Annotated in this window: 15 protein-coding genes and 2 pseudogenes; 10 read left to right on the top strand and 7 right to left on the bottom strand. The window is 53.0% G+C overall.

The window, feature by feature from the left end:
- The first annotated feature begins 179 nt into the window (after nucleotides 1-179).
- Nucleotides 180-401 carry a cold shock-like protein CspD gene (gene cspD, locus F4V61_RS16335; protein ID WP_000447499.1) on the top strand — a complete coding sequence of 74 codons (222 nt, stop codon included), beginning with the start codon at nucleotides 180-182 and terminating at the stop codon, nucleotides 399-401.
- A 152-nt stretch (nucleotides 402-553) separates the two neighbouring features.
- Here cspD and macB read toward each other — a convergent pair whose 3' ends face one another.
- Both macB and macA read right to left on the bottom strand, forming a co-directional pair.
- Nucleotides 554-2500 carry a macrolide ABC transporter ATP-binding protein/permease MacB gene (gene macB / locus F4V61_RS16330; protein ID WP_000125883.1) on the bottom strand — a complete coding sequence of 649 codons (1947 nt, stop codon included), beginning with the start codon at nucleotides 2498-2500 and terminating at the stop codon, nucleotides 554-556.
- Nucleotides 2497-3615, bottom strand: a complete 1119-nt coding sequence (gene macA, locus F4V61_RS16325) for a macrolide transporter subunit MacA (RefSeq protein WP_038396319.1) — start codon at nucleotides 3613-3615, stop codon at nucleotides 2497-2499. The genes macB and macA overlap by 4 nt, the downstream gene beginning before the upstream one ends.
- A 145-nt stretch (nucleotides 3616-3760) precedes the next feature.
- Here macA and F4V61_RS16320 point away from each other — a divergent pair, with 145 nt between their 5' ends.
- Nucleotides 3761-4711, top strand: coding sequence for a VirK/YbjX family protein (locus F4V61_RS16320; protein ID WP_038396320.1), 951 nt, complete (start codon nucleotides 3761-3763; stop codon nucleotides 4709-4711).
- Here the strand turns inward: F4V61_RS16320 and F4V61_RS16315 are convergent.
- Nucleotides 4708-6366, bottom strand: coding sequence for an ATP-dependent endonuclease (locus tag F4V61_RS16315; protein WP_038396321.1), 1659 nt, complete (start codon nucleotides 6364-6366; stop codon nucleotides 4708-4710). The two genes, F4V61_RS16320 and F4V61_RS16315, sit on opposite strands and share 4 nt — an antisense overlap.
- Nucleotides 6367-6566: 200 nt before the next feature.
- Here F4V61_RS16315 and F4V61_RS16310 point away from each other — a divergent pair, with 200 nt between their 5' ends.
- The 7 genes from F4V61_RS16310 (at nucleotide 6567) to F4V61_RS16280 (ending at nucleotide 15673) form a co-directional block, all read left to right on the top strand.
- A complete protein-coding gene (locus F4V61_RS16310; RefSeq protein ID WP_000491115.1) occupies nucleotides 6567-7466 on the top strand; it encodes a lysine exporter LysO family protein in 900 nt (299 codons plus the stop codon).
- Nucleotides 7467-7609: 143 nt separating this feature from the next.
- Nucleotides 7610-9262, top strand: a complete 1653-nt coding sequence (hcp, locus tag F4V61_RS16305) for a hydroxylamine reductase (RefSeq protein ID WP_000458769.1) — start codon at nucleotides 7610-7612, stop codon at nucleotides 9260-9262.
- An 11-nt stretch (nucleotides 9263-9273) separates the two neighbouring features.
- Nucleotides 9274-10242, top strand: a complete 969-nt coding sequence (gene hcr, locus F4V61_RS16300) for an NADH oxidoreductase (protein WP_141029328.1) — start codon at nucleotides 9274-9276, stop codon at nucleotides 10240-10242.
- A gap of 119 nt (nucleotides 10243-10361) precedes the next feature.
- On the top strand, nucleotides 10362-12080 hold the full coding sequence (poxB, locus tag F4V61_RS16295) for a ubiquinone-dependent pyruvate dehydrogenase (RefSeq protein WP_000815319.1): 1719 nt from the start codon (nucleotides 10362-10364) through the stop codon (nucleotides 12078-12080).
- 38 nt (nucleotides 12081-12118) lie between these two features.
- Nucleotides 12119-13120: a low-specificity L-threonine aldolase gene (ltaE, locus tag F4V61_RS16290; protein ID WP_000566414.1), complete on the top strand. Its 1002-nt coding sequence runs from the start codon at nucleotides 12119-12121 to the stop codon at nucleotides 13118-13120.
- 10 nt (nucleotides 13121-13130) lie between these two features.
- Nucleotides 13131-14564, top strand: a complete 1434-nt coding sequence (locus F4V61_RS16285; RefSeq protein ID WP_079782381.1) for an SDR family oxidoreductase — start codon at nucleotides 13131-13133, stop codon at nucleotides 14562-14564.
- A 95-nt stretch (nucleotides 14565-14659) separates the two neighbouring features.
- The gene (locus F4V61_RS16280) at nucleotides 14660-15673 is read left to right on the top strand and encodes an NAD-dependent epimerase/dehydratase family protein (protein WP_079799635.1); all 1014 of its coding nucleotides are present in this window, start codon (nucleotides 14660-14662) and stop codon (nucleotides 15671-15673) included.
- On the opposite strand, the gene F4V61_RS16275 is transcribed toward F4V61_RS16280, so the two are convergent.
- Nucleotides 15670-16500, bottom strand: coding sequence for an N-acetylmuramoyl-L-alanine amidase (locus F4V61_RS16275; RefSeq protein WP_079782382.1), 831 nt, complete (start codon nucleotides 16498-16500; stop codon nucleotides 15670-15672). The genes F4V61_RS16280 and F4V61_RS16275 overlap by 4 nt on opposite strands.
- Nucleotides 16497-16820: a heavy metal-binding domain-containing protein gene (locus tag F4V61_RS16270; protein WP_001160725.1), complete on the bottom strand. Its 324-nt coding sequence runs from the start codon at nucleotides 16818-16820 to the stop codon at nucleotides 16497-16499. The genes F4V61_RS16275 and F4V61_RS16270 overlap by 4 nt, the downstream gene beginning before the upstream one ends.
- Nucleotides 16821-17148: 328 nt before the next feature.
- Between F4V61_RS16270 and F4V61_RS16265 the strand changes: the two are divergent.
- Nucleotides 17149-17337: pseudogene (locus F4V61_RS16265) on the top strand (DinI-like family protein).
- An 88-nt stretch (nucleotides 17338-17425) separates the two neighbouring features.
- Here the strand turns inward: F4V61_RS16265 and F4V61_RS16260 are convergent.
- Both F4V61_RS16260 and F4V61_RS16255 read right to left on the bottom strand, forming a co-directional pair.
- Nucleotides 17426-18127 carry a M91 family zinc metallopeptidase gene (locus F4V61_RS16260; protein ID WP_001247921.1) on the bottom strand — a complete coding sequence of 234 codons (702 nt, stop codon included), beginning with the start codon at nucleotides 18125-18127 and terminating at the stop codon, nucleotides 17426-17428.
- A 139-nt stretch (nucleotides 18128-18266) separates the two neighbouring features.
- Nucleotides 18267-18660: pseudogene (locus tag F4V61_RS16255) on the bottom strand (DDE-type integrase/transposase/recombinase); the annotation flags it as partial.

The raw sequence follows: 18660 nt of genomic DNA, 5'->3' as shown, positions 1-18660 counted from the left end.
GCGTTAACTGCTTCAAATTTTTGATTCATTTTTACCCGTTTCCCCCTGCCAGATGCTTGACGCCTCGTCTGATTTCTCTAAATTGTACTGTCGAGAGTTGGTGAGGTTTTGAACAGCCCCCACTCCGTCACCGGTTCATTCCATCTTACTTATATAAGATTTACGAAGGATGTCGAAGCATGGAAACGGGTACTGTAAAGTGGTTCAACAATGCCAAAGGGTTTGGTTTCATCTGCCCTGAAGGCGGCGGCGAGGATATTTTCGCCCATTACTCCACCATTCAGATGGATGGTTACAGAACGCTTAAAGCCGGGCAGTCTGTCCGGTTTGATGTACACCAGGGGCCAAAAGGCAATCACGCCAGCGTCATCGTGCCCATCGAAGCAGAGGCCGTTGCATAGCTCCTCTGTCTCATTGTGTACATCCAGGAGGCAAAATGCCAGCCCGATCGGCTGGCATTTTTATTTCTGGCTGATAACACGCCACTACCTGATGACGACGCCGTTGCCTCTTATCAGAGCTACAACTAGCGCAAAATAAGGCTCCGGCTAGATTACTCCCTTGCCAGCGCGTCCACCGGGTCCAGTCGCGCCGCGTTTCTCGCTGGCAACCAGCCAAAGAGAATACCGGTAAAGGTCGAACATAAAAACGCGCTCGCCAGCGCGATCAGTGAAAAGCTTATCTCCCAGCCAGGCAGGAAAAGCTGTAGCATAAAGGCGATTAACATCGACAAGCTTATCCCCAGCGCCCCGCCAACCAGACAAACCAGCACCGCTTCAATAAGAAACTGCTGTAGCACATCGCTGGCGCGTGCGCCTACCGCCATACGGATGCCGATTTCACGCGTTCGCTCGGTGACGGAAACCAGCATAATATTCATAACGCCTATACCGCCGACAACCAGCGAAATGACAGCCACCAGCGTCAGAAATAACTGAAGAGTATAGGTGGTTTTCTCAGCGGTTTTCAGGATGCTGTCCATGTTCCAGGTGAAGAAGTCTTTTTGACCGTGGCGCAATGTAAGCAGGCGGGTAAGCTGCTGTTCAGCCTGATCGCTGTTAACGCCATCTTTCACGCGAACGGTGATCGAGTTAAGCCATGACTGACCCATAATACGATCTGACATCGTGCTGTAGGGCAACCAAACCTGCAACAGATTGCGATTGCCATACATGGACGGTTTCTCTTCCGCTACGCCAATAACAATGACCGGCATATTGCCCACCAGCACCACTTCCCCTACGACATTCGCTTGATTTGGAAATAGCTGGCGTCGCGTGTTGGCATCCAGCACCACCACCTGCGCGCGATCCCGTTGCTGTACCACATTGAAGGTATTCCCCTCGCTAAAGGACATGCCGTAAACGTTAAAATAATCGCCACTGACGCCATTAGCATTTACCGCAATATCCATATTGCCATAGCGAAGACGTAAACTCTTTGAAACAGTAGGCGTCGCAGAGTTGACCCACGGCTGTTTCTGAATAGCGGCCAGATCGTCATATTTCAGCACCTGTCGGTACTGCGGATTGTCGTCGCCAAAATCCTTGCCCGGATGAATATCAATCGTGTTAGTGCCCATCGCGCGGATATCCGCCAGCACCATCTGTTTTGCGGCGTCGCCGACCACCACAATCGACACCACCGACGCAATACCGATAATAATTCCCAGCATGGTCAGTAAAGTACGCATTTTGTTAGCGGCCATCGCTAACCATGCCATCGCCAGCGCTTCGCGAAAGCTGCTGGCAAATTGACGCCAGCCGGACGCTGTATTAACCGCGGCAGCGGCAACGCCTTGTTCGCGTCCATTTTCCTGAGCGGGCGGGTTATGGACAATCTTGCCATCGTGAATTTCAATAACCCGCCCCGCCTGGGCGGCAACCAGCGGATCATGCGTGACAATGATCACCGTATGCCCGCGATCGCGCAGTTGGCGCAAAATCGCCATCACCTCTTCGCCGGAATGACTATCCAGCGCGCCGGTCGGTTCATCCGCCAGAATCACTTGTCCGCCGTTCATCAGCGCGCGGGCAATACTGACGCGCTGCTGTTGCCCGCCAGAAAGCTGCGAAGGATGGTAGTCGACGCGATCGCTTAGCCCCAACCGCTGAAGCAGTTCCCTGGCGCGCGCCTGTCGTTTTTTGCGTTCAATGCCGGCGTAGACGGCTGGGACTTCAACGTTTTGCGCCGCCGTTAAATGCGACAACAAATGGTAGCGCTGAAAGATAAAACCAAAATGTTCACGCCGTAGCTGCGCCAGTGCGTCCGGATCCAGCATCGAGACGTCCCGCCCCGCCACCCGATAAGTGCCGCTGGTTGGTTTATCCAGGCACCCGAGGATATTCATCAACGTTGATTTTCCGGAACCGGAAACGCCGACAATCGCCACCATCTCCCCGGCGTGGATTTGCAGGGATATGTCTTTTAACACCTCCACCTGTTCTTCTCCGGAGGGGTAGCTGCGTCTAATATTGCGCAGTTCAAGCAATGCCGTCATGGCGTCGCTCCCGGCCGGCCCTCGCCGATGATCACCTCATCGCCCGCTTCCAGCCCTTTAACCACTTCCACGTCTGTATCGTTACGCTCGCCAATTACCACTTCGCGCTCACGTTTTTCGCCGTTACGCAGCAGCGCCACTTTATAACGATTGTTGTCCACCGGCTCGCCAAGCGCGGCGAGGGGAATAATCAGCACATTTTTTACATCCATGAGTTGAATATAAACCTGCGCCGTCATATCAAGACGCAAAATTCTTTTGGGGTTCGGTACTTCAAACCGGGCATAATAAAAAATAGCGTCGTTGACCTTTTCCGGCGTCGGCAGAATATCTTTTAAGACGCCTTCATAGCGCGTCTGCGGATCGCCTGGAATGGTGAACCACGCTTTCTGCCCTGGCCGAAGATGGATCACGTCCGCTTCCGAGACCTGCGCTTTTACCAGCATGGTGCTCATATCCGCCAGCGTCAGAATATTGGGCGCCTGCTGAGCCGCAATCACCGTTTGTCCTTGCAGAGTGGTAATTTGCGTCACTTCCCCCGCCATCGGCGCGACGATACGGGTATATTCCAGGTTGGTTTTCGCCGTATCTAAAGAGGCCTGATTACGCTTGATCTGGGCATCAATGGTGCCAATACGCGCCTGTTTGACCGCCAACTCCGTTGCGGCGGTATCCAGATCCTGTTGCGATACCGACTGCGTCTTAGCCAACTGCTGCCGGCGCGTCAGCGTGACCCGCGCCAGTTTCAACTCGGCGGCCGCCTGCTGACGCTCCGCGTTCAGCTCCATCAGGGTGGCCTCGACTTCTTTTATCTGGTTCTCCGCCTGCTCGGGATCAATCACGCCGAGCAACTGATCTTTTTTGACGCTATCGCCAATGGAGACCAACAACGTTTTCAACTGACCGCTAACCTGCGCGCCAACATCCACTTTGCGCAACGCGTCCAGTTTTCCCGTCGCCAGTACACTCTGTTCAAGATCGCCTGGCCGCACGATTAATGTCTGATAATTTGGCAGCGGCGCATTTAACATTCGCCAGATGGCCATTCCCCCTACCAAAAGAATTAAAATAATGACCAGATAACGCTTTTTAAATTTCTTTTCCTTAGCACGCATAGAAATCCCAACGGCAAAAATTTAACCATAAAGTAAACCAAATCTAAACAAAACTAACACAATAAAGATAGTGCGGACTGTATTGACGATTGGTTAATGTTTTCTGTGGTTCAATCTCGGCAATCTTATGTCGCGGATTACGATCATGACACAGCTTACAGATAATACTTGGTATACTTCAGATTACGTCTCTCCTTTACAATTATTTATTCGTCTGACGCGCGGGCAATTACAGCCAGGAAAATTCTGGCGTAAAGCCAGCTTTCGCCGCAAATTTTTAATCCGCTCATTAGTCATGCCGCGTGCGACCAGCCAATTACTGACGAATCTCACCCAATGGCCGGAGCTAAATACTTTACTTGCTCGTCAGCCACGTTTGCCTATTCGATTACATCGTCCTTATATGGCTGTGAATATTAAACGCGATTTCGCCTTAGATGCTCTGTGTTTTCATTATCAACAGATGCGCCAGCTTTTATCGCGAGAACAACAAGTTAGCTATTTAAGTCAGTATGGCCTGAATCTTGCTAAATTTGAAACTAAAAACGGGGAGTTGTTTCAACTTGATTTAGTCAGTTTGGTCTCACTGGATAAAGAAGGCGAAAGCACCATTGTTGTTCGCGACGCGCAGTTACGTATTCTGGCAGAGATCACATTTACCCTGTGTCGCTTTAACCAAAAACGCACACTATTTATCGGCGGATTACAGGGCGCGGCAAACGACGTTCCTCACGATGTTATCCAGCAGGCGACCAAAGCCTGCCATGGTCTTTTTCCAAAACGCATTGTGATGGAGGCTCTCTGTCAGTTTGCGCAAGCCTTACAGGCAAAGCAAATTATTGCCGTGAGTAACGATGCGCACGTTTACCGTAGCTGGCGATATATGGATAAAAAGACGCAAATGCATGCCGACTACGACGCGTTCTGGGAATCGTTAGGCGGTGAAAGGATTAAAGGGAATTACTATGCGCTACCGCTGACGATCGCCCGAAAAAGCGAAGCGGAGATCGCCAGTAAAAAACGGGCCGAGTATCGCCGTCGCTATGCTTTACTCGATAGCATCGTCGAACAGGTTCCGGCCATATTCATGCGCTAATCCGCCCGGCCCCGTGCCAGCCAAACCACGCGCGAAAACATCTTTCTGAACAGCGGGGGCACCGCGTCAATTCCTCGCCGTCCTGCTTCCATCGCGACTTCAATCGCCAAATCCGGCTTTGACGAGCGATGGATAGCTTTAGTGATAATTTTTCGGGTATTCATCGACACATTAGGCGGAAGCTGCGCAACCCGATAAAAAACATCGGCAAAGCCCTGACGATACATAAAATGTTCCATATCCAGCGCAGGCAGCGCGGTGAGATGTTCTCGCTCTTCTTCACGATCGTTATTGAGCAGGCTACGGACCGTCGCGGCATATTTTTTCCCCGCTTCGTCGCCGTCTACCAGTACATGCCACTCGATTCCCATACGGCGGGCGAACTTCACCAACGGTTTCAGGCCGGACTGAGCAAACTCAATCACTTTAATGCCTTCCGCATCAAAGTGATGTCCACACTGACGCGCCAGCTCATTAATAACCCAGGTCTCCGTCTCGCCTTCTACCAGTAGCCAGCAACGCGCAAACAGCGACGACGCGCGATTAAAGCGGATATGAAACGCGATACGCCGTCCATCTTCTGCGCTTAATCCGCCCGGCCCCAGACGCCAGGCTGCGACGCGGGAAGATTCGCGCACCAGGCGTACTACATGCTCCACCGGCGTCAGCGAGAGCAGTTCGCCTGAGTTGGTTGTCGCTATCCGCTGTAGCGGTAACAGATTGAGCAATTGCCAGGCGACCGAGAGCATAATGGGATGTAAACGGGTTTCCGGATCTTCTACCAGCAATAACGGTCGTGCGTCTTTATGTAACCGCAGCGTTCCTTTCGCCTGTAATAACGTTGAGAAAAGCCCTAGCAGAATCACCCGATGCGACCGGCTGCCCGGTTTGTCGATCATCCGATTAATAATATCCAGATAGCGCCAGCTACGCTGTTCGTTTTGCGAACGGCGGCGCATGAGTCGGTGACGCGCCTGCCCTGCGCCCTGCTCCGAAAAATAGTGCTCAAGTAGTTGCACCATCGCGGACAACCCCTGACGAATCTGCCCATCGGTTAAATTTTGTGGTCGGGTCGCCAGTTCACGCGCCAGAAAATCCAGTTGCCGGGCCGTGACTTCAACATCCGGAACATTGGGCATGGTACCGTTGCGAATACGTCGCATAAAACGCGCATCGCGCAAACGTAGCACTGGCATCAGGCGAACCAGGTGACGTACCTGCTCGTTAATATTTTCAACCGGCAACGGCTGCCCATCGCTATTGAGAAAACTGCGCAGCGTCATCACGCTGCCATCGGCGCTGCATTCCCCCTCAAGTCGGTAAAAAATACGATGAAAACCATCCTGGCAAGGTGACCAGCACGCCTCCAGCGCCCGATAACGACGTACCCGATGCCGCCCTGGCTGCGTTTCGCGAAAAGTCAGAATAATATGCAGGTGATGCTCGCGTCCTTTTATGTCGCCAGGTGGAAACCAGAAATCTTCACGCACAAAATGGTAGAGATCGAGCTCCGGCGACAGTAACAGAGTCAGCGCATCCAGCAGGCTAGATTTGCCCCAGGCGTTCTCCCCAATCAGCACGTTGTTTTGCTCCAGCATCAACGACAACCGATTGATACCGCGAAATCCCACTATTTCAACGCGTTCGAGAATCATGCTTCCTCCAGAAAAGCGTCACCACTCCAGTAAACTCACCGCAGTATAACGGTAAATGCTTCCGCCTGACGTGACTTTCCCCCGCCAGTCAGGGGCAACTGTCTGATAAATGTACAGATGGCGGTGTCACTTTACTGATAGTCTGGAATTCGGTAGTGTCATGGACGCTATTCAAACAATAAAAAAGGGCCCGGCTGTTCATGTTTTCAGGACTTTTAATCATACTGGTCCCACTGATTGTGGGTTATCTCATTCCACTGCGACATAAAGCCGCATTACAACTTATTAACCGGCTACTGAGCTGGATCGTGTACCTTATTCTCTTTTTTATGGGGATAAGCCTGGCGTTTTTGGATAACCTCGCCAGTAATCTGGTCGCCATTTTTCATTATTCCGCCGTCAGTATTACCATCATTTTATTGTGCAATATCGCCGCCTTATTCTGGCTGGAACGTACCCTACCGTGGCGCCACCATCATCAGCAAGAAAAACTACCCTCGCGTATTGCCATGGCGCTTGAGTCGCTGCAACTGTGCGGCGTGGTTGTATTGGGATTTGTTGTCGGTCTGAGCGGGCTCTCTTTTTTACAGCACGCCACGGAAGCCAGTGAATATACGCTGATATTTTTATTGTTTCTGGTGGGGATTCAGCTACGAAATAGCGGCATGACCTTAAAGCAAATTGTGCTTAACCGCCGGGGAATGATTGTCGCGGTTGTTGTTGTCGCAAGCTCATTACTGGGCGGTGTAATTAATGCGTTTATCCTGGACTTACCACTGAAAACCGCCCTGGCGATGGCGTCAGGTTTCGGCTGGTATTCTCTTTCCGGTATTTTGCTGACGGAGTCATTTGGGCCGGTTATCGGCAGCGCGGCATTCTTTAACGATCTGGCCCGCGAGCTATTGGCCATTATGCTTATTCCCGGTCTGGTACGCCGCAGCCGCTCTACGGCACTGGGCCTGTGCGGTGCGACCTCAATGGACTTTACGTTACCGGTATTACAGCGCTCCGGCGGCGTAGAGATTGTTCCGGCGGCTATCGTACATGGCTTTATCCTCAGCCTGTTGGTACCACTCTTAATGGCGTTCTTCTCGGCCTGATACCACTCTGGCGGTAGGCATCTGCCGCCAAAATTGCGCTAAATCAATCTCCCTGCAAGTTATGGCAGAAATCCCTTTTATCCCTTTGTTCACAGGCATAATCTTAAACATGTATATTAAATATAACTTTAAAGGGTGTGACCATGTTTTGTGTGCAATGTGAACAAACCATCCGTACGCCAGCCGGAAACGGCTGCTCCTACGCGCAGGGAATGTGCGGTAAAACGGCTGAAACGTCCGATCTGCAGGATCTGCTGATTGCGGCCTTGCAAGGTTTGTCTGCCTGGGCGGCGAAAGCCCGTGAATATGGCATCATTAATCACGACGTTGATAACTTTGCGCCGCGCGCGTTTTTCTCCACGCTAACCAACGTTAACTTCGACTCTCCGCGTATCGTCGGCTATGCCAGTGACGCTATCGCCATGCGTGAAGCGTTGAAAGCCCAGTGCCTGAGCGTGGATACCAATGCGCATTGCGACAATCCGATGGCCGAACTGCAACTGATTAGCGACGATCTGGGCGAGCTGCAACGCCAGGCAGCGGAATTTACCCCCAATAAAGACAAAGCGGCCATTGGCGAGAACATCCTCGGCCTGCGCCTGCTTTGTCTGTATGGCCTGAAAGGCGCGGCGGCTTATATGGAACACGCCCATGTTCTCGGCCAATACGATAACGACATCTACGCACAGTACCATAAAATCATGGCCTGGCTGGGTACCTGGCCTGCCGATATGAACGCGTTGCTGGAGTGCGCGATGGAAATCGGCCAGATGAACTTCAAAGTGATGAGTATTCTGGATGCCGGTGAAACCAGCAAATACGGGCATCCAACGCCGACCCAGGTCAACGTCAAAGCGACTGAGGGTAAATGCATTCTGATCTCCGGTCACGACCTGAAAGATCTCTACAACCTACTGGAACAGACCGAAGGCACCGGCGTTAATGTCTATACCCACGGCGAAATGCTGCCCGCGCACGGGTATCCACAACTGCGTAAATTCAGGCATCTGGTCGGTAACTACGGCAGCGGCTGGCAGAATCAGCAGGTCGAGTTCGCTCGCTTCCCAGGCCCGATTGTGATGACCTCGAACTGCATTATTGACCCAACCGTGGGCAGCTATGACGACCGTATCTGGACCCGCAGCATCGTCGGTTGGCCAGGCGTTAGCCATCTTGAAGGCGACGATTTCGGGCCGGTTATCGCCCAGGCGCAGCAGATGGCGGGCTTCCCGTACAGCGAAATCCCGCATCTCATCACCGTCGGTTTTGGCCGTCAGACCCTGCTCGGCGCAGCCGATACGCTAATCGATCTGGTCAGTCGTGAAAAACTGCGCCACATCTTCCTGGTCGGCGGCTGTGACGGCGCGCGCGGCGAGCGCAACTACTTTACCGATTTCGCCACCAGCGTACCGGATGACTGCCTGATCCTGACTCTGGCGTGCGGTAAATACCGTTTCAACAAACTGGAGTTCGGCGACATCGAAGGGCTGCCGCGTCTGGTCGATGCCGGTCAGTGTAACGATGCTTACTCCGCGATTATCCTGGCGGTGACGCTGGCGGAAAAACTGGGCTGCGGCGTAAACGATCTTCCGCTATCGCTGGTGCTCTCATGGTTTGAGCAGAAAGCGATTGTTATTCTGCTAACGCTGCTGTCGTTAGGCGTGAAAAATATTGTCACCGGGCCGACCGCGCCAGGATTCTTCACTCCCGATTTGCTGGCCATTCTGAACGAGAAATTTGGCCTGCGGTCGATCACGACCGTTGAAGAAGATATGAAGCAATTGCTGAGCGCGTAAGGAGGTCAATGATGACGATGCCAACCTCACAATGTCCCTGGCGAATGCAGGTTCACCATATCCACCAGGAGACGCCGGATGTATGGTCAATTGCGCTATTATGCCATGACTACTACCCTTACCGCGCTGGACAGTATGCGCTGGTAAGCGTGCGTAATTCAGCACAGACCCTGCGCGCCTACACCCTTTCTTCTACGCCGGGCGTCAGCGAATATATTACGCTGACCGTTCGTCGAATTGACGATGGCGCGGGTTCACAGTGGCTAACTCGCGACATCAAGCGCGGCGACTATATATGGCTGTCCGACGCGATGGGCGATTTTACCTGCGACGATAAAATAGAAGATAAGTTTCTGCTGCTCGCCGCCGGTTGTGGCGTGACGCCGATCATGTCAATGCGTCGCTGGCTGGCGAAACACCGCCCGCAGGCCGACGTGCAGGTCATTTTTAACATCCGCTCGCCGGAAGATGTGATTTTTGCCGATGAGTGGCGACAGTACCCGGTCACGCTGGTGGCGGAAAATCATGCCACTGAAGGTTTTGTCGCGGGCCGTCTGACCACGGAACTGTTACAGCGTGTACCCGATTTGGCTTCACGCACCATCATGACATGCGGCCCGGCGCCCTATATGGATTTCGTCGAACAGCAAGTGAAAGCGCTTGGCGTAACGCGCTTCTTTAAAGAGAAATTCTTCACTCCGGTGGCGGAAACGGCAACCAGCGGCCTGAAGTTCACCAAACTGCAGCCTGCGCAGGAATTTTATTCCCCGGTCGGCACTACGCTGCTGGAGGCGCTGGAGAGTAATAAAGTACCGGTTGCCGCCGCCTGTCGGGCTGGCGTTTGCGGCTGCTGTAAAACCAAAATCGTTTCCGGCGACTATACGGTCAGCAGCACCATGACGCTGAGCGAGACGGAGATCGCCGAAGGTTACGTACTGGCCTGTTCCTGCCATCCGCAGAGCGATCTTGTACTCGCATAATCTCTTTGCCGGATCCACTTATCCGGCATTTTTCCTGCCCTGCCTCCTTCAAAGAAAAACGTCATCGCCATCTTCAACTAAACTTGTAACCGTTATCACATTTAAGGAGATGGCAAACCATGAAACAAACCGTTGCCGCTTTTATCGCCAAAACGCTGGAACAGGCTGGCGTAAAACGAATCTGGGGCGTCACAGGCGACTCCCTGAACGGCCTGAGCGATAGTCTTAATCGTATGGGAAGCATTGAATGGATGCCAACCCGCCACGAAGAGGTCGCCGCTTTTGCCGCGGGCGCGGAAGCGCAGCTTACCGGCGAGCTGGCAGTGTGCGCCGGTTCATGCGGACCGGGCAACCTGCACCTGATCAATGGCCTGTTTGATTGCCACCGTAACCACGTCCCTGTTCTGGCGATCGCCGCGCACATTCCGTCCAGTGAAATCGGCAGCGGTTATTTCCAGGAGACCCACCCGCAGGAGTTGTTCCGTGAATGCAGCCACTATTGCGAGTTGGTTTCCAGCCCGGAGCAGATCCCTCAGGTGCTCACCATCGCCATGCGTAAAGCGGTGCTAAACCGCGGCGTCTCCGTGGTAGTACTTCCGGGCGATGTGGCGCTAAAACCCGCGCCTGAAAACGCCGTTACCCACTGGTATCATGCCCCGCTTCCCGTCGTCACGCCGGCGGAGGAAGAGCTGAAGAAACTGGCGCAACTGCTGCGCTACTCCAGCAATATCGCATTGATGTGCGGTAGCGGCTGCGCGGGCGCGCATGAGGAGTTGGTTGCGTTTGCGGCGAAACTAAAAGCGCCAATCGTTCATGCCCTGCGCGGTAAAGAACACATTGAGTACGATAACCCTTATGATGTGGGGATGACCGGCCTGATTGGTTTCTCTTCCGGTTTCCACACTATGATGAACGCCGATACGCTCATCCTGCTCGGCACCCAGTTTCCCTATCGCGCCTTTTATCCGAGCGATGCCAAAATCATTCAGATTGATATCAACCCAGGCAGTATTGGCGCGCATAGCAAAGTCGACATGGCGCTGGTGGGCGATATTAAAGCCACGCTTCGCGCCATGCTGCCGCTGGTGGAAGAAAAAAGCGATCGTAAATTTCTCGATAAAGCCCTGGAGCATTACCGGGATGCCCGCAAGGGGCTGGATGACCTGGCCAAACTCAGCGACAAAGCCATTCATCCGCAATATCTGGCGCAACAGATTAGTCATTTTGCCGCTGACGACGCCATTTTTACCTGCGATGTCGGCACGCCGACCGTTTGGGCGGCCCGCTATCTGAAAATGAACGGCAAGCGCCGCCTGCTGGGCTCGTTTAACCATGGATCAATGGCCAACGCCATGCCGCAGGCACTCGGCGCTCAGGCCACGGCGCTTGGCCGTCAGGTTATCGCGATGTGCGGCGATGGCGGTTTCAGTATGCTGATGGGCGATTTTCTCTCGGTGGTACAGATGAAACTGCCGGTAAAAATCGTGGTCTTTAATAACAGCGTACTGGGCTTTGTGGCGATGGAAATGAAGGCCGGCGGCTACCTTACCAACGGCACCGAACTGCACGACACCAATTTCGCACGTATCGCCGAAGCCTGCGGTATTACCGGTATTCGCGTGGAAAAAGCCGCTGACGTGGACAGTGCGCTACAGCGCGCGTTTTCCATCAACGGCCCGGTACTGGTTGACGTGGTAGTGGCAAAAGAAGAGCTGGCGATCCCGCCGCAGATCAAACTGGAACAAGCCAAAGGATTTAGCCTGTATATGCTGCGCGCTATTATTAGCGGTCGCGGCGATGAAGTAATCGAACTGGCGAAAACAAACTGGCTAAGGTAAAACAATGCACATCACCTTTTAAAATCCAGGGATGTGCCATGATTGATTTACGCAGTGATACCGTTACCCGACCGAGCCGCGCCATGCTTGAAGCAATGATGGCCGCCCCGGTCGGGGACGACGTATACGGAGATGATCCTACCGTTAACGCCCTCCAGCACTATGCCGCCGCCCTTTCCGGCAAAGAAGCGGCGCTTTTTTTACCTACCGGCACCCAGGCCAATCTGGTCGCTCTGCTTAGCCATTGTGAACGCGGCGAAGAGTATATCGTCGGTCAAGGCGCGCATAATTATCTCTATGAAGCCGGCGGCGCTGCGGTACTCGGCAGCATTCAGCCGCAGCCCATCGATGCCGCCGCAGACGGTACGCTGCCGCTGGAGAACGTGGCGGCAAAGATTAAAGCGGATGACATCCACTTCGCGCGTACGCGCTTGCTCAGTCTGGAAAATACGCATAACGGGAAAGTGCTGCCGCGCGCGTATCTGAAAGACGCCTGGGCGTTTACCCGCGAACGTGGGCTGGCACTGCACGTTGACGGCGCCCGAATTTTTAACGCGGTGGTAGCCTACGGTTGTGAGCTAAAAGAGGTTACGCAGTATTGCGACTCTTTTACCATCTGCCTGTCAAAAGGTCTCGGGACGCCGGTCGGTTCGCTGCTGGTCGGCAACCGCGACTACATTAAACGCGCGACGCGCTGGCGTAAAATGGTCGGCGGCGGAATGCGTCAGGCTGGAATTCTGGCAGCGGCCGGACTGTATGCGCTGGAGCATAACGTGGCGCGTCTGCAAGAAGATCACGATAACGCCGCCTGGCTGGCGCAGCAGCTTCGCGAGGCGGGCGCGGAGGTGATGCGCCACGAAACGAATATGCTTTTTGTGCGCGTTGGCGAAGGACAGGCCGCCGCGCTTGGCGATTATTTGCGGGAACGGAATATCCTGATCAACGCCGCGCCGATTGTGCGTCTGGTGACACATCTGGATGTCTCTCGCCAGCAGCTTGCCGACGTCATCGCCCACTGGCGCGCCTTTTTAGCCCGCTAAGGAGAGCAACGTGCCGCAACGCATTCTGGTTCTCGGCGCCAGCGGCTATATCGGCCAGCACCTGGTCTTTGCGCTAAGTCAGCAAGGATATCAGGTGCGCGCGGCGGCGCGTTGTATTGAACGTCTGGAAAAACAGCGCCTCGCCAACGTCAGTTGTCATCAGGTCGATCTGCACTGGCCGGAAAATTTACCCGCGCTGCTTCGCGATATTGATACCGTTTACTATCTGGTACACGGTATGGGCGAAGGCGGCGATTTTATCGCTCATGAGCGTCAGGCAGCGCTCAATGTGCGCGACGCGCTGCGGCAGACGCCGGTTAATCAACTTATTTTCCTCAGTTCATTGCAGGCGCCGGAACATGAACAATCCGATCACTTGCGCGCCCGCCAGCTTACGGCTGACACGCTGCGCGACTCGGGCGTACCGGTAACGGAATTACGCGCCGGGATCATCGTCGGCGCAGGTTCCGCCGCCTTCGAAGTCATGCGCGACATGGTTTACAACCTGCCAATACTCACGCCGCCGCGCTGGGTACGTTCGCGAACCACGCCCATCGCTCTGGATAATTTACTCTACTACCTGGTCGGATTATTGGACCATCCCACGCGCGAGCACCGTATTCTGGAAGCCGCAGGGCCGCAGGTATTAAGCTATCAGCAGCAGTTTGAACGTTTTATGGCGGTCAGCGGTAAACGGCGTCCGCTGATCCCGATACCTTTTCCAACCCGCTGGATTTCGGTCTGGTTTTTAAACGTCATTACCTCCGTGCCGCCGACTATCGCAAAAGCGTTAATCCAGGGATTAAGACACGATTTGCTGGCCGATGACGCCGCGTTAAAAACGCTGCTTCCCCAAACGCTTATCACCTTTGACGACGCCGTTCGCCGTACGCTGAAAGAAGAAGAAAAACTGGTGAACTCCAGCGACTGGGGCTACGACGCACTGGCCTTTGCCCGCTGGCGACCCGAATACGGTTATTTTCCAAAGCAGGCTGGTTTTATCGCGCAGACCCCGGCCAGCCTATCGGCGCTGTGGCAGGTCGTGAACCGGCTGGGCGGGAAGGAAGGCTATTTTTTCGGCAATATTTTGTGGGAGACACGCGCCGCGATGGATCGTCTGGTGGGGCATAAGCTGGCGAAAGGTCGGCCTCCGCATGCGCTTCTCAAACCTGGCGATACGGTAGATAGCTGGAAAGTGATCATTGTCGAACCCGAAAAACAGCTCACGCTCTTGTTTGGTATGAAAGCACCGGGTCTGGGGCGGCTTAGCTTCACGCTGCGCGATAAAGGCCGCTATCGCGAAATTGACGTACGTGCCTGGTGGCATCCACACGGTATGCCGGGCCTGATTTACTGGCTATTGATGATTCCGGCGCACCTGTTTATTTTCCGTGGAATGGCAAAGCGTATTGCCAGACTTGCAGAACAAATCACAGAAAAATGAGAAAAACTTACTGTATTCTTTCATGTTTCCCATTGCATACCGACGTAATTCACGGAAGAATGCGTACGACGGTTTATTAAACACAGTGGATTGATATGAAGGTACTGGTTACCGGCGCCACCAGCGGCTTAGGTCGAAACGCGGTTGAATTTTTACGCAATAAGGGCATCAGCGTCAGAGCAACAGGTCGCAATGAAGCGATGGGCAAGCTGCTTGAAAAGATGGGCGCAGAATTCGTCCATGCGGACTTAACCGAACTGGTCTCCTCGCAGGCTAAAGTGATGCTCGCCGGGATCGACACGTTGTGGCACTGCTCCAGCTTTACCTCGCCCTGGGGAACCCAACAAGCTTTCGATCTGGCGAATGTTCGCGCCACTCGCCGTCTGGGCGAATGGGCGGTCGCCTGGGGCGTGCGTAATTTTATTCATATCTCCTCTCCCTCACTCTATTTTGATTACCACCATCACCGAGATATCAAAGAAGATTTCCGTCCGCATCGCTTTGCCAATGAGTTTGCCCGCAGTAAGGCCGCAGGCGAAGAGGTGATTAATATGCTGGCGCAGGCTAATCCGCAAACACGTTTTACGGTACTGCGTCCGCAAAGCCTGTTTGGCCAGCACGATAAAGTCTTTATCCCGCGTCTGGCGCATATGATGCACCATTATGGCAGCGTCTTATTACCGCACGGGGGCAGCGCGCTGGTCGATATGACCTATTATGAAAATGCGATCCATGCCATGTGGCTGGCCAGCCAGCCGGTCTGCGATCATCTGCCTTCTGGCCGCGCTTATAACATCACTAACGGCGAAAACCGCACTTTACGTAGCATCGTGCAAAAGTTGATTGATGAACTGGCTATAGACTGCCGCATTCGTTCTGTTCCTTACCCGATGCTGGATATGATCGCCCGCAGTATGGAGCGATTCGGCAAAAAATCCGCCAAAGAGCCCCCGCTAACGCATTACGGCGTGTCAAAACTGAATTTTGACTTTACGCTCGATACGACTCGCGCGCAGGATGAGCTGGGCTACCAGCCCATCGTCACGCTGGACGAAGGCATTGAGCGCACCGCCGCCTGGCTGCGCGATCACGGAAATTTACCGCGTTAATCCTGGCCGTACTTCTCCAGTAATGCTTTGACAATCGCCTGCGTTTCGGCATCTGCGATACCGTTCCATTGCGCCGGACGGAAGTGCATCTGGAACGCCATAATCACCCGTTGCTGCTCGCGCGCCGTCATATCGGCTTTGACTTCATAGCCATAGCGAGAGAGTAACGCAAGAACCGTTGCGGTATCGACTGGCGTATACGGCGCGCGTCCGGCCAGATAAAACGCCACACGCTGGGCGTCAGGCCAGGCGCCAATACCCTGCGCCGCCAACTCGCGCCACGGGAAGCGCGGACCGGGATCATCTTTACGCTGCGGCGCGATATCCGCATGGGCCACCACATTCTGCGGCTTGATGTCATAGCGCGCGATAATGTCCTTCGCTAACGGAATCAATGCCTGAATTTGCGCAGATTCAAACGGCGCGAAAGATTTCACCCCGCCGGACATTCGCCAGCCGCGATTTTCCAGCTCAATGCCAATAGACGTATCATTGAGACGTGTGGCGCCTCGCCAGAAACTGACGCCCGCATGCCAGGCCTGATCCTGTTCCGGCACCAGTTGCCAGATGCGTGGTTTACCGCCATATAATAGCGGGATCGCGGGAATCAGGTAATGCGAACTGACGTTGCGACCCGTCAACGTCGCCAGCGAAACGTCAAAGTTTTCCGCCGTATAGTGAATAACCAGGACTTTAATGCGCGGATAGGCCGCCTGCGCCCGATGTCGACTATCAAGCTGATATCCATCTTTGTCGATAATCCCTTTTTCGCTCGCGCAGCCCGTTAACAGCAACGCGAGACCAACCAGCCACAGTAGCGCTCTCATCGGCGCGTTTTCACCGCCGTTCCGCTGACGCTGACCATCAACATACTGCCATCCTTGCCTACGGTTTCATAATCAATATCAATCCCCACAACCGCATCGGCGCCCAGCGCTTTAGCCTGCTCGCCAAGCTCCTGAAAAGCGATTTCTCGCGCTTTACGCAGCTCTTTTTCATACGCGCCGGAACGTCCGCCGACGATATCCCGAATGCCGGCGAAAAAATCACGGAAGATATTGGCACCTAAAATGGCTTCGCCCGTTACCACACCGCAATACTCCACGATGCTTTGTCCTTCCAGCGTAGGGGTAGTTGAAAACTGCATAGTGAATCTCCCGGGTTAGCTAAGCACACGATCTCAAACGCATTATCAAGCTGATACGCTATCATTGAAAGGATGTGATTGTGTAATTTTCAAAATCAATAAAGATCGTCCAAGAGCATATGATTTCTCAGTGAGTTACAAAAGTTTCATTTTGGTACTATGTGAACTTTACCGAATTTTATAACTTCTTTTTTGCCCCAAAGCAGCCCCAAAAGCCCCCTTTTTGCCCTAATACTACCCCAGGCCTTTCTCTACCTTTATATTAACGCTGTACAAATAACCAGATAAAACAACTGCATATCCAATCAGAAAAGAGAGAAGATGAAAAATAGTCGTCGAACTCGTTTATGACAAATGCAATGTTGTAGGTTTGCCCAAGGCAAAAGACATCATCCTGAATGAACTAACCAAACGCGTACACTAAATCTTTCCCGATGCTGATGTTCGGGGTAAGCCTATGCAGGCGAACGGCTTGAATAGTGACGCCAGCAAAAGTGATCGGGAAAAACTGATTTGACCTGCCATGGGGCAGACAGGTTGAAAATGTGGGCGTATAGCGATTTTTCATCCATATATGCAGATAAATCCTCATATTAGCAACGTAGCTAAAGTAATGGATGCAGTTTTTTCCGTTGGAGTCCCTGAGTCACTGTATTGTCATCATGTATGAGATATGGATCACGCGGATAGAATGTTCTGCGGGGCACCCCAATCTCTTCACGGAATTTATTTTCTGACAGAACTTCCTCAGAAAAAGAGCCTAACCCAACAGTCCTGGCTTCTTCGAGTAAAAATGGGTAGTGTGTTTGTGATTCTGGTTGAGAACTTTCAACTTTCAGACGCTCTCCATTTAAGTTGTGGAGAACGTGGAGAAGCTCATGGAAAACAATGCACGCATGAAAGTCCACCAGACTAATTCCTTGCCCACAAGGATATGCAACTGCATTCAGATTGCAGTGAAAGTCGGAACCAGTTCCTCGGGCGTTTTCAGCATCCGTGTTGCAGTGTGCGACCACCCCTAACTCAGCACAATTGAGATGTATTGCCAGTTTTTCTGATTTGAGTTGGGATGTTAATTCAATACACTTCAAAAGAATACGTCCAGTGTCTGTGGACTCGATCTTATCGAGAGCAGCTTCAAGTTGTTGGTAGATTTTATGGTCAGTCCCGTGGAAAGAAAGTTGCTGATTGTTTTTTATCCATCTCACACCCGACCTTTTTACCAGAGATTGTATGTCTGTAGCTGAATTCGAAGATGAGGGTAGATGTAACGAAGGTAATGTCAGTTTAAGGGATGTAGGACGCATTAACCCCACCTGAGGATAAGAACAAGTCAAGAGATTACACTTGGTGGACCGTGTACGCCACCATAACAGGGAAAGCCCCTTTTATATACAGTAGTGTAATTTGAACATGCGTGCAAGATACCGGAGTTGCTACGGCTGTTTAAAGCTTCATCGATTCGTTTGGTGGTAACCCACCGTTATATTCATGCGGCCTGAGTACACTGTAACACCCGACGATATAGTCCGTTATTGCATGGGCCGCATCGCTGAAGCTTATGTAACCCGTCACCGGTACCCACGCATTTTTCAGGTTTCTGAAGAAGCGTTCCATTGGGCTATTATCCCGGCAGTTTCGCGCCGACTCATACTTTGTCTGATCCGGTGTCGCCACAGTAACTGCCGGAACTGCCTGCTTGTATAGTGGCTACCCTGGACGCTGTGGAACATCACCCCGGCTGGTTTGCCACGCGTTTCCCACGCCATTTCCAGCGCTTTGATGGTCAGTCTGCTGTCCAGTGAGAACGACATTGCCCGGCCCACCGGTTTCCTGGCGA

The organism is Salmonella enterica subsp. arizonae (assembly GCF_008692845.1).
GTDB lineage: Bacteria > Pseudomonadota > Gammaproteobacteria > Enterobacterales > Enterobacteriaceae > Salmonella > Salmonella arizonae.
This window is presented reverse-complemented; position numbering and strand designations above follow the sequence as displayed.

Coding starts and splice junctions, on each gene's coding strand:
- cspD (WP_000447499.1), top strand. CDS start 180: ATGGAAACGGGTACTGTAAAGTGGTTCAACAATGCCAAAGGGTTTGGT.
- macB (WP_000125883.1), bottom strand. CDS start 2,500: ATGACGGCATTGCTTGAACTGCGCAATATTAGACGCAGCTACCCCTCC.
- macA (WP_038396319.1), bottom strand. CDS start 3,615: ATGCGTGCTAAGGAAAAGAAATTTAAAAAGCGTTATCTGGTCATTATT.
- F4V61_RS16320 (WP_038396320.1), top strand. CDS start 3,761: ATGACACAGCTTACAGATAATACTTGGTATACTTCAGATTACGTCTCT.
- F4V61_RS16315 (WP_038396321.1), bottom strand. CDS start 6,366: ATGATTCTCGAACGCGTTGAAATAGTGGGATTTCGCGGTATCAATCGG.
- F4V61_RS16310 (WP_000491115.1), top strand. CDS start 6,567: ATGTTTTCAGGACTTTTAATCATACTGGTCCCACTGATTGTGGGTTAT.
- hcp (WP_000458769.1), top strand. CDS start 7,610: ATGTTTTGTGTGCAATGTGAACAAACCATCCGTACGCCAGCCGGAAAC.
- hcr (WP_141029328.1), top strand. CDS start 9,274: ATGACGATGCCAACCTCACAATGTCCCTGGCGAATGCAGGTTCACCAT.
- poxB (WP_000815319.1), top strand. CDS start 10,362: ATGAAACAAACCGTTGCCGCTTTTATCGCCAAAACGCTGGAACAGGCT.
- ltaE (WP_000566414.1), top strand. CDS start 12,119: ATGATTGATTTACGCAGTGATACCGTTACCCGACCGAGCCGCGCCATG.
- F4V61_RS16280 (WP_079799635.1), top strand. CDS start 14,660: ATGAAGGTACTGGTTACCGGCGCCACCAGCGGCTTAGGTCGAAACGCG.
- F4V61_RS16275 (WP_079782382.1), bottom strand. CDS start 16,500: ATGAGAGCGCTACTGTGGCTGGTTGGTCTCGCGTTGCTGTTAACGGGC.
- F4V61_RS16270 (WP_001160725.1), bottom strand. CDS start 16,820: ATGCAGTTTTCAACTACCCCTACGCTGGAAGGACAAAGCATCGTGGAG.
- F4V61_RS16260 (WP_001247921.1), bottom strand. CDS start 18,127: ATGCGTCCTACATCCCTTAAACTGACATTACCTTCGTTACATCTACCC.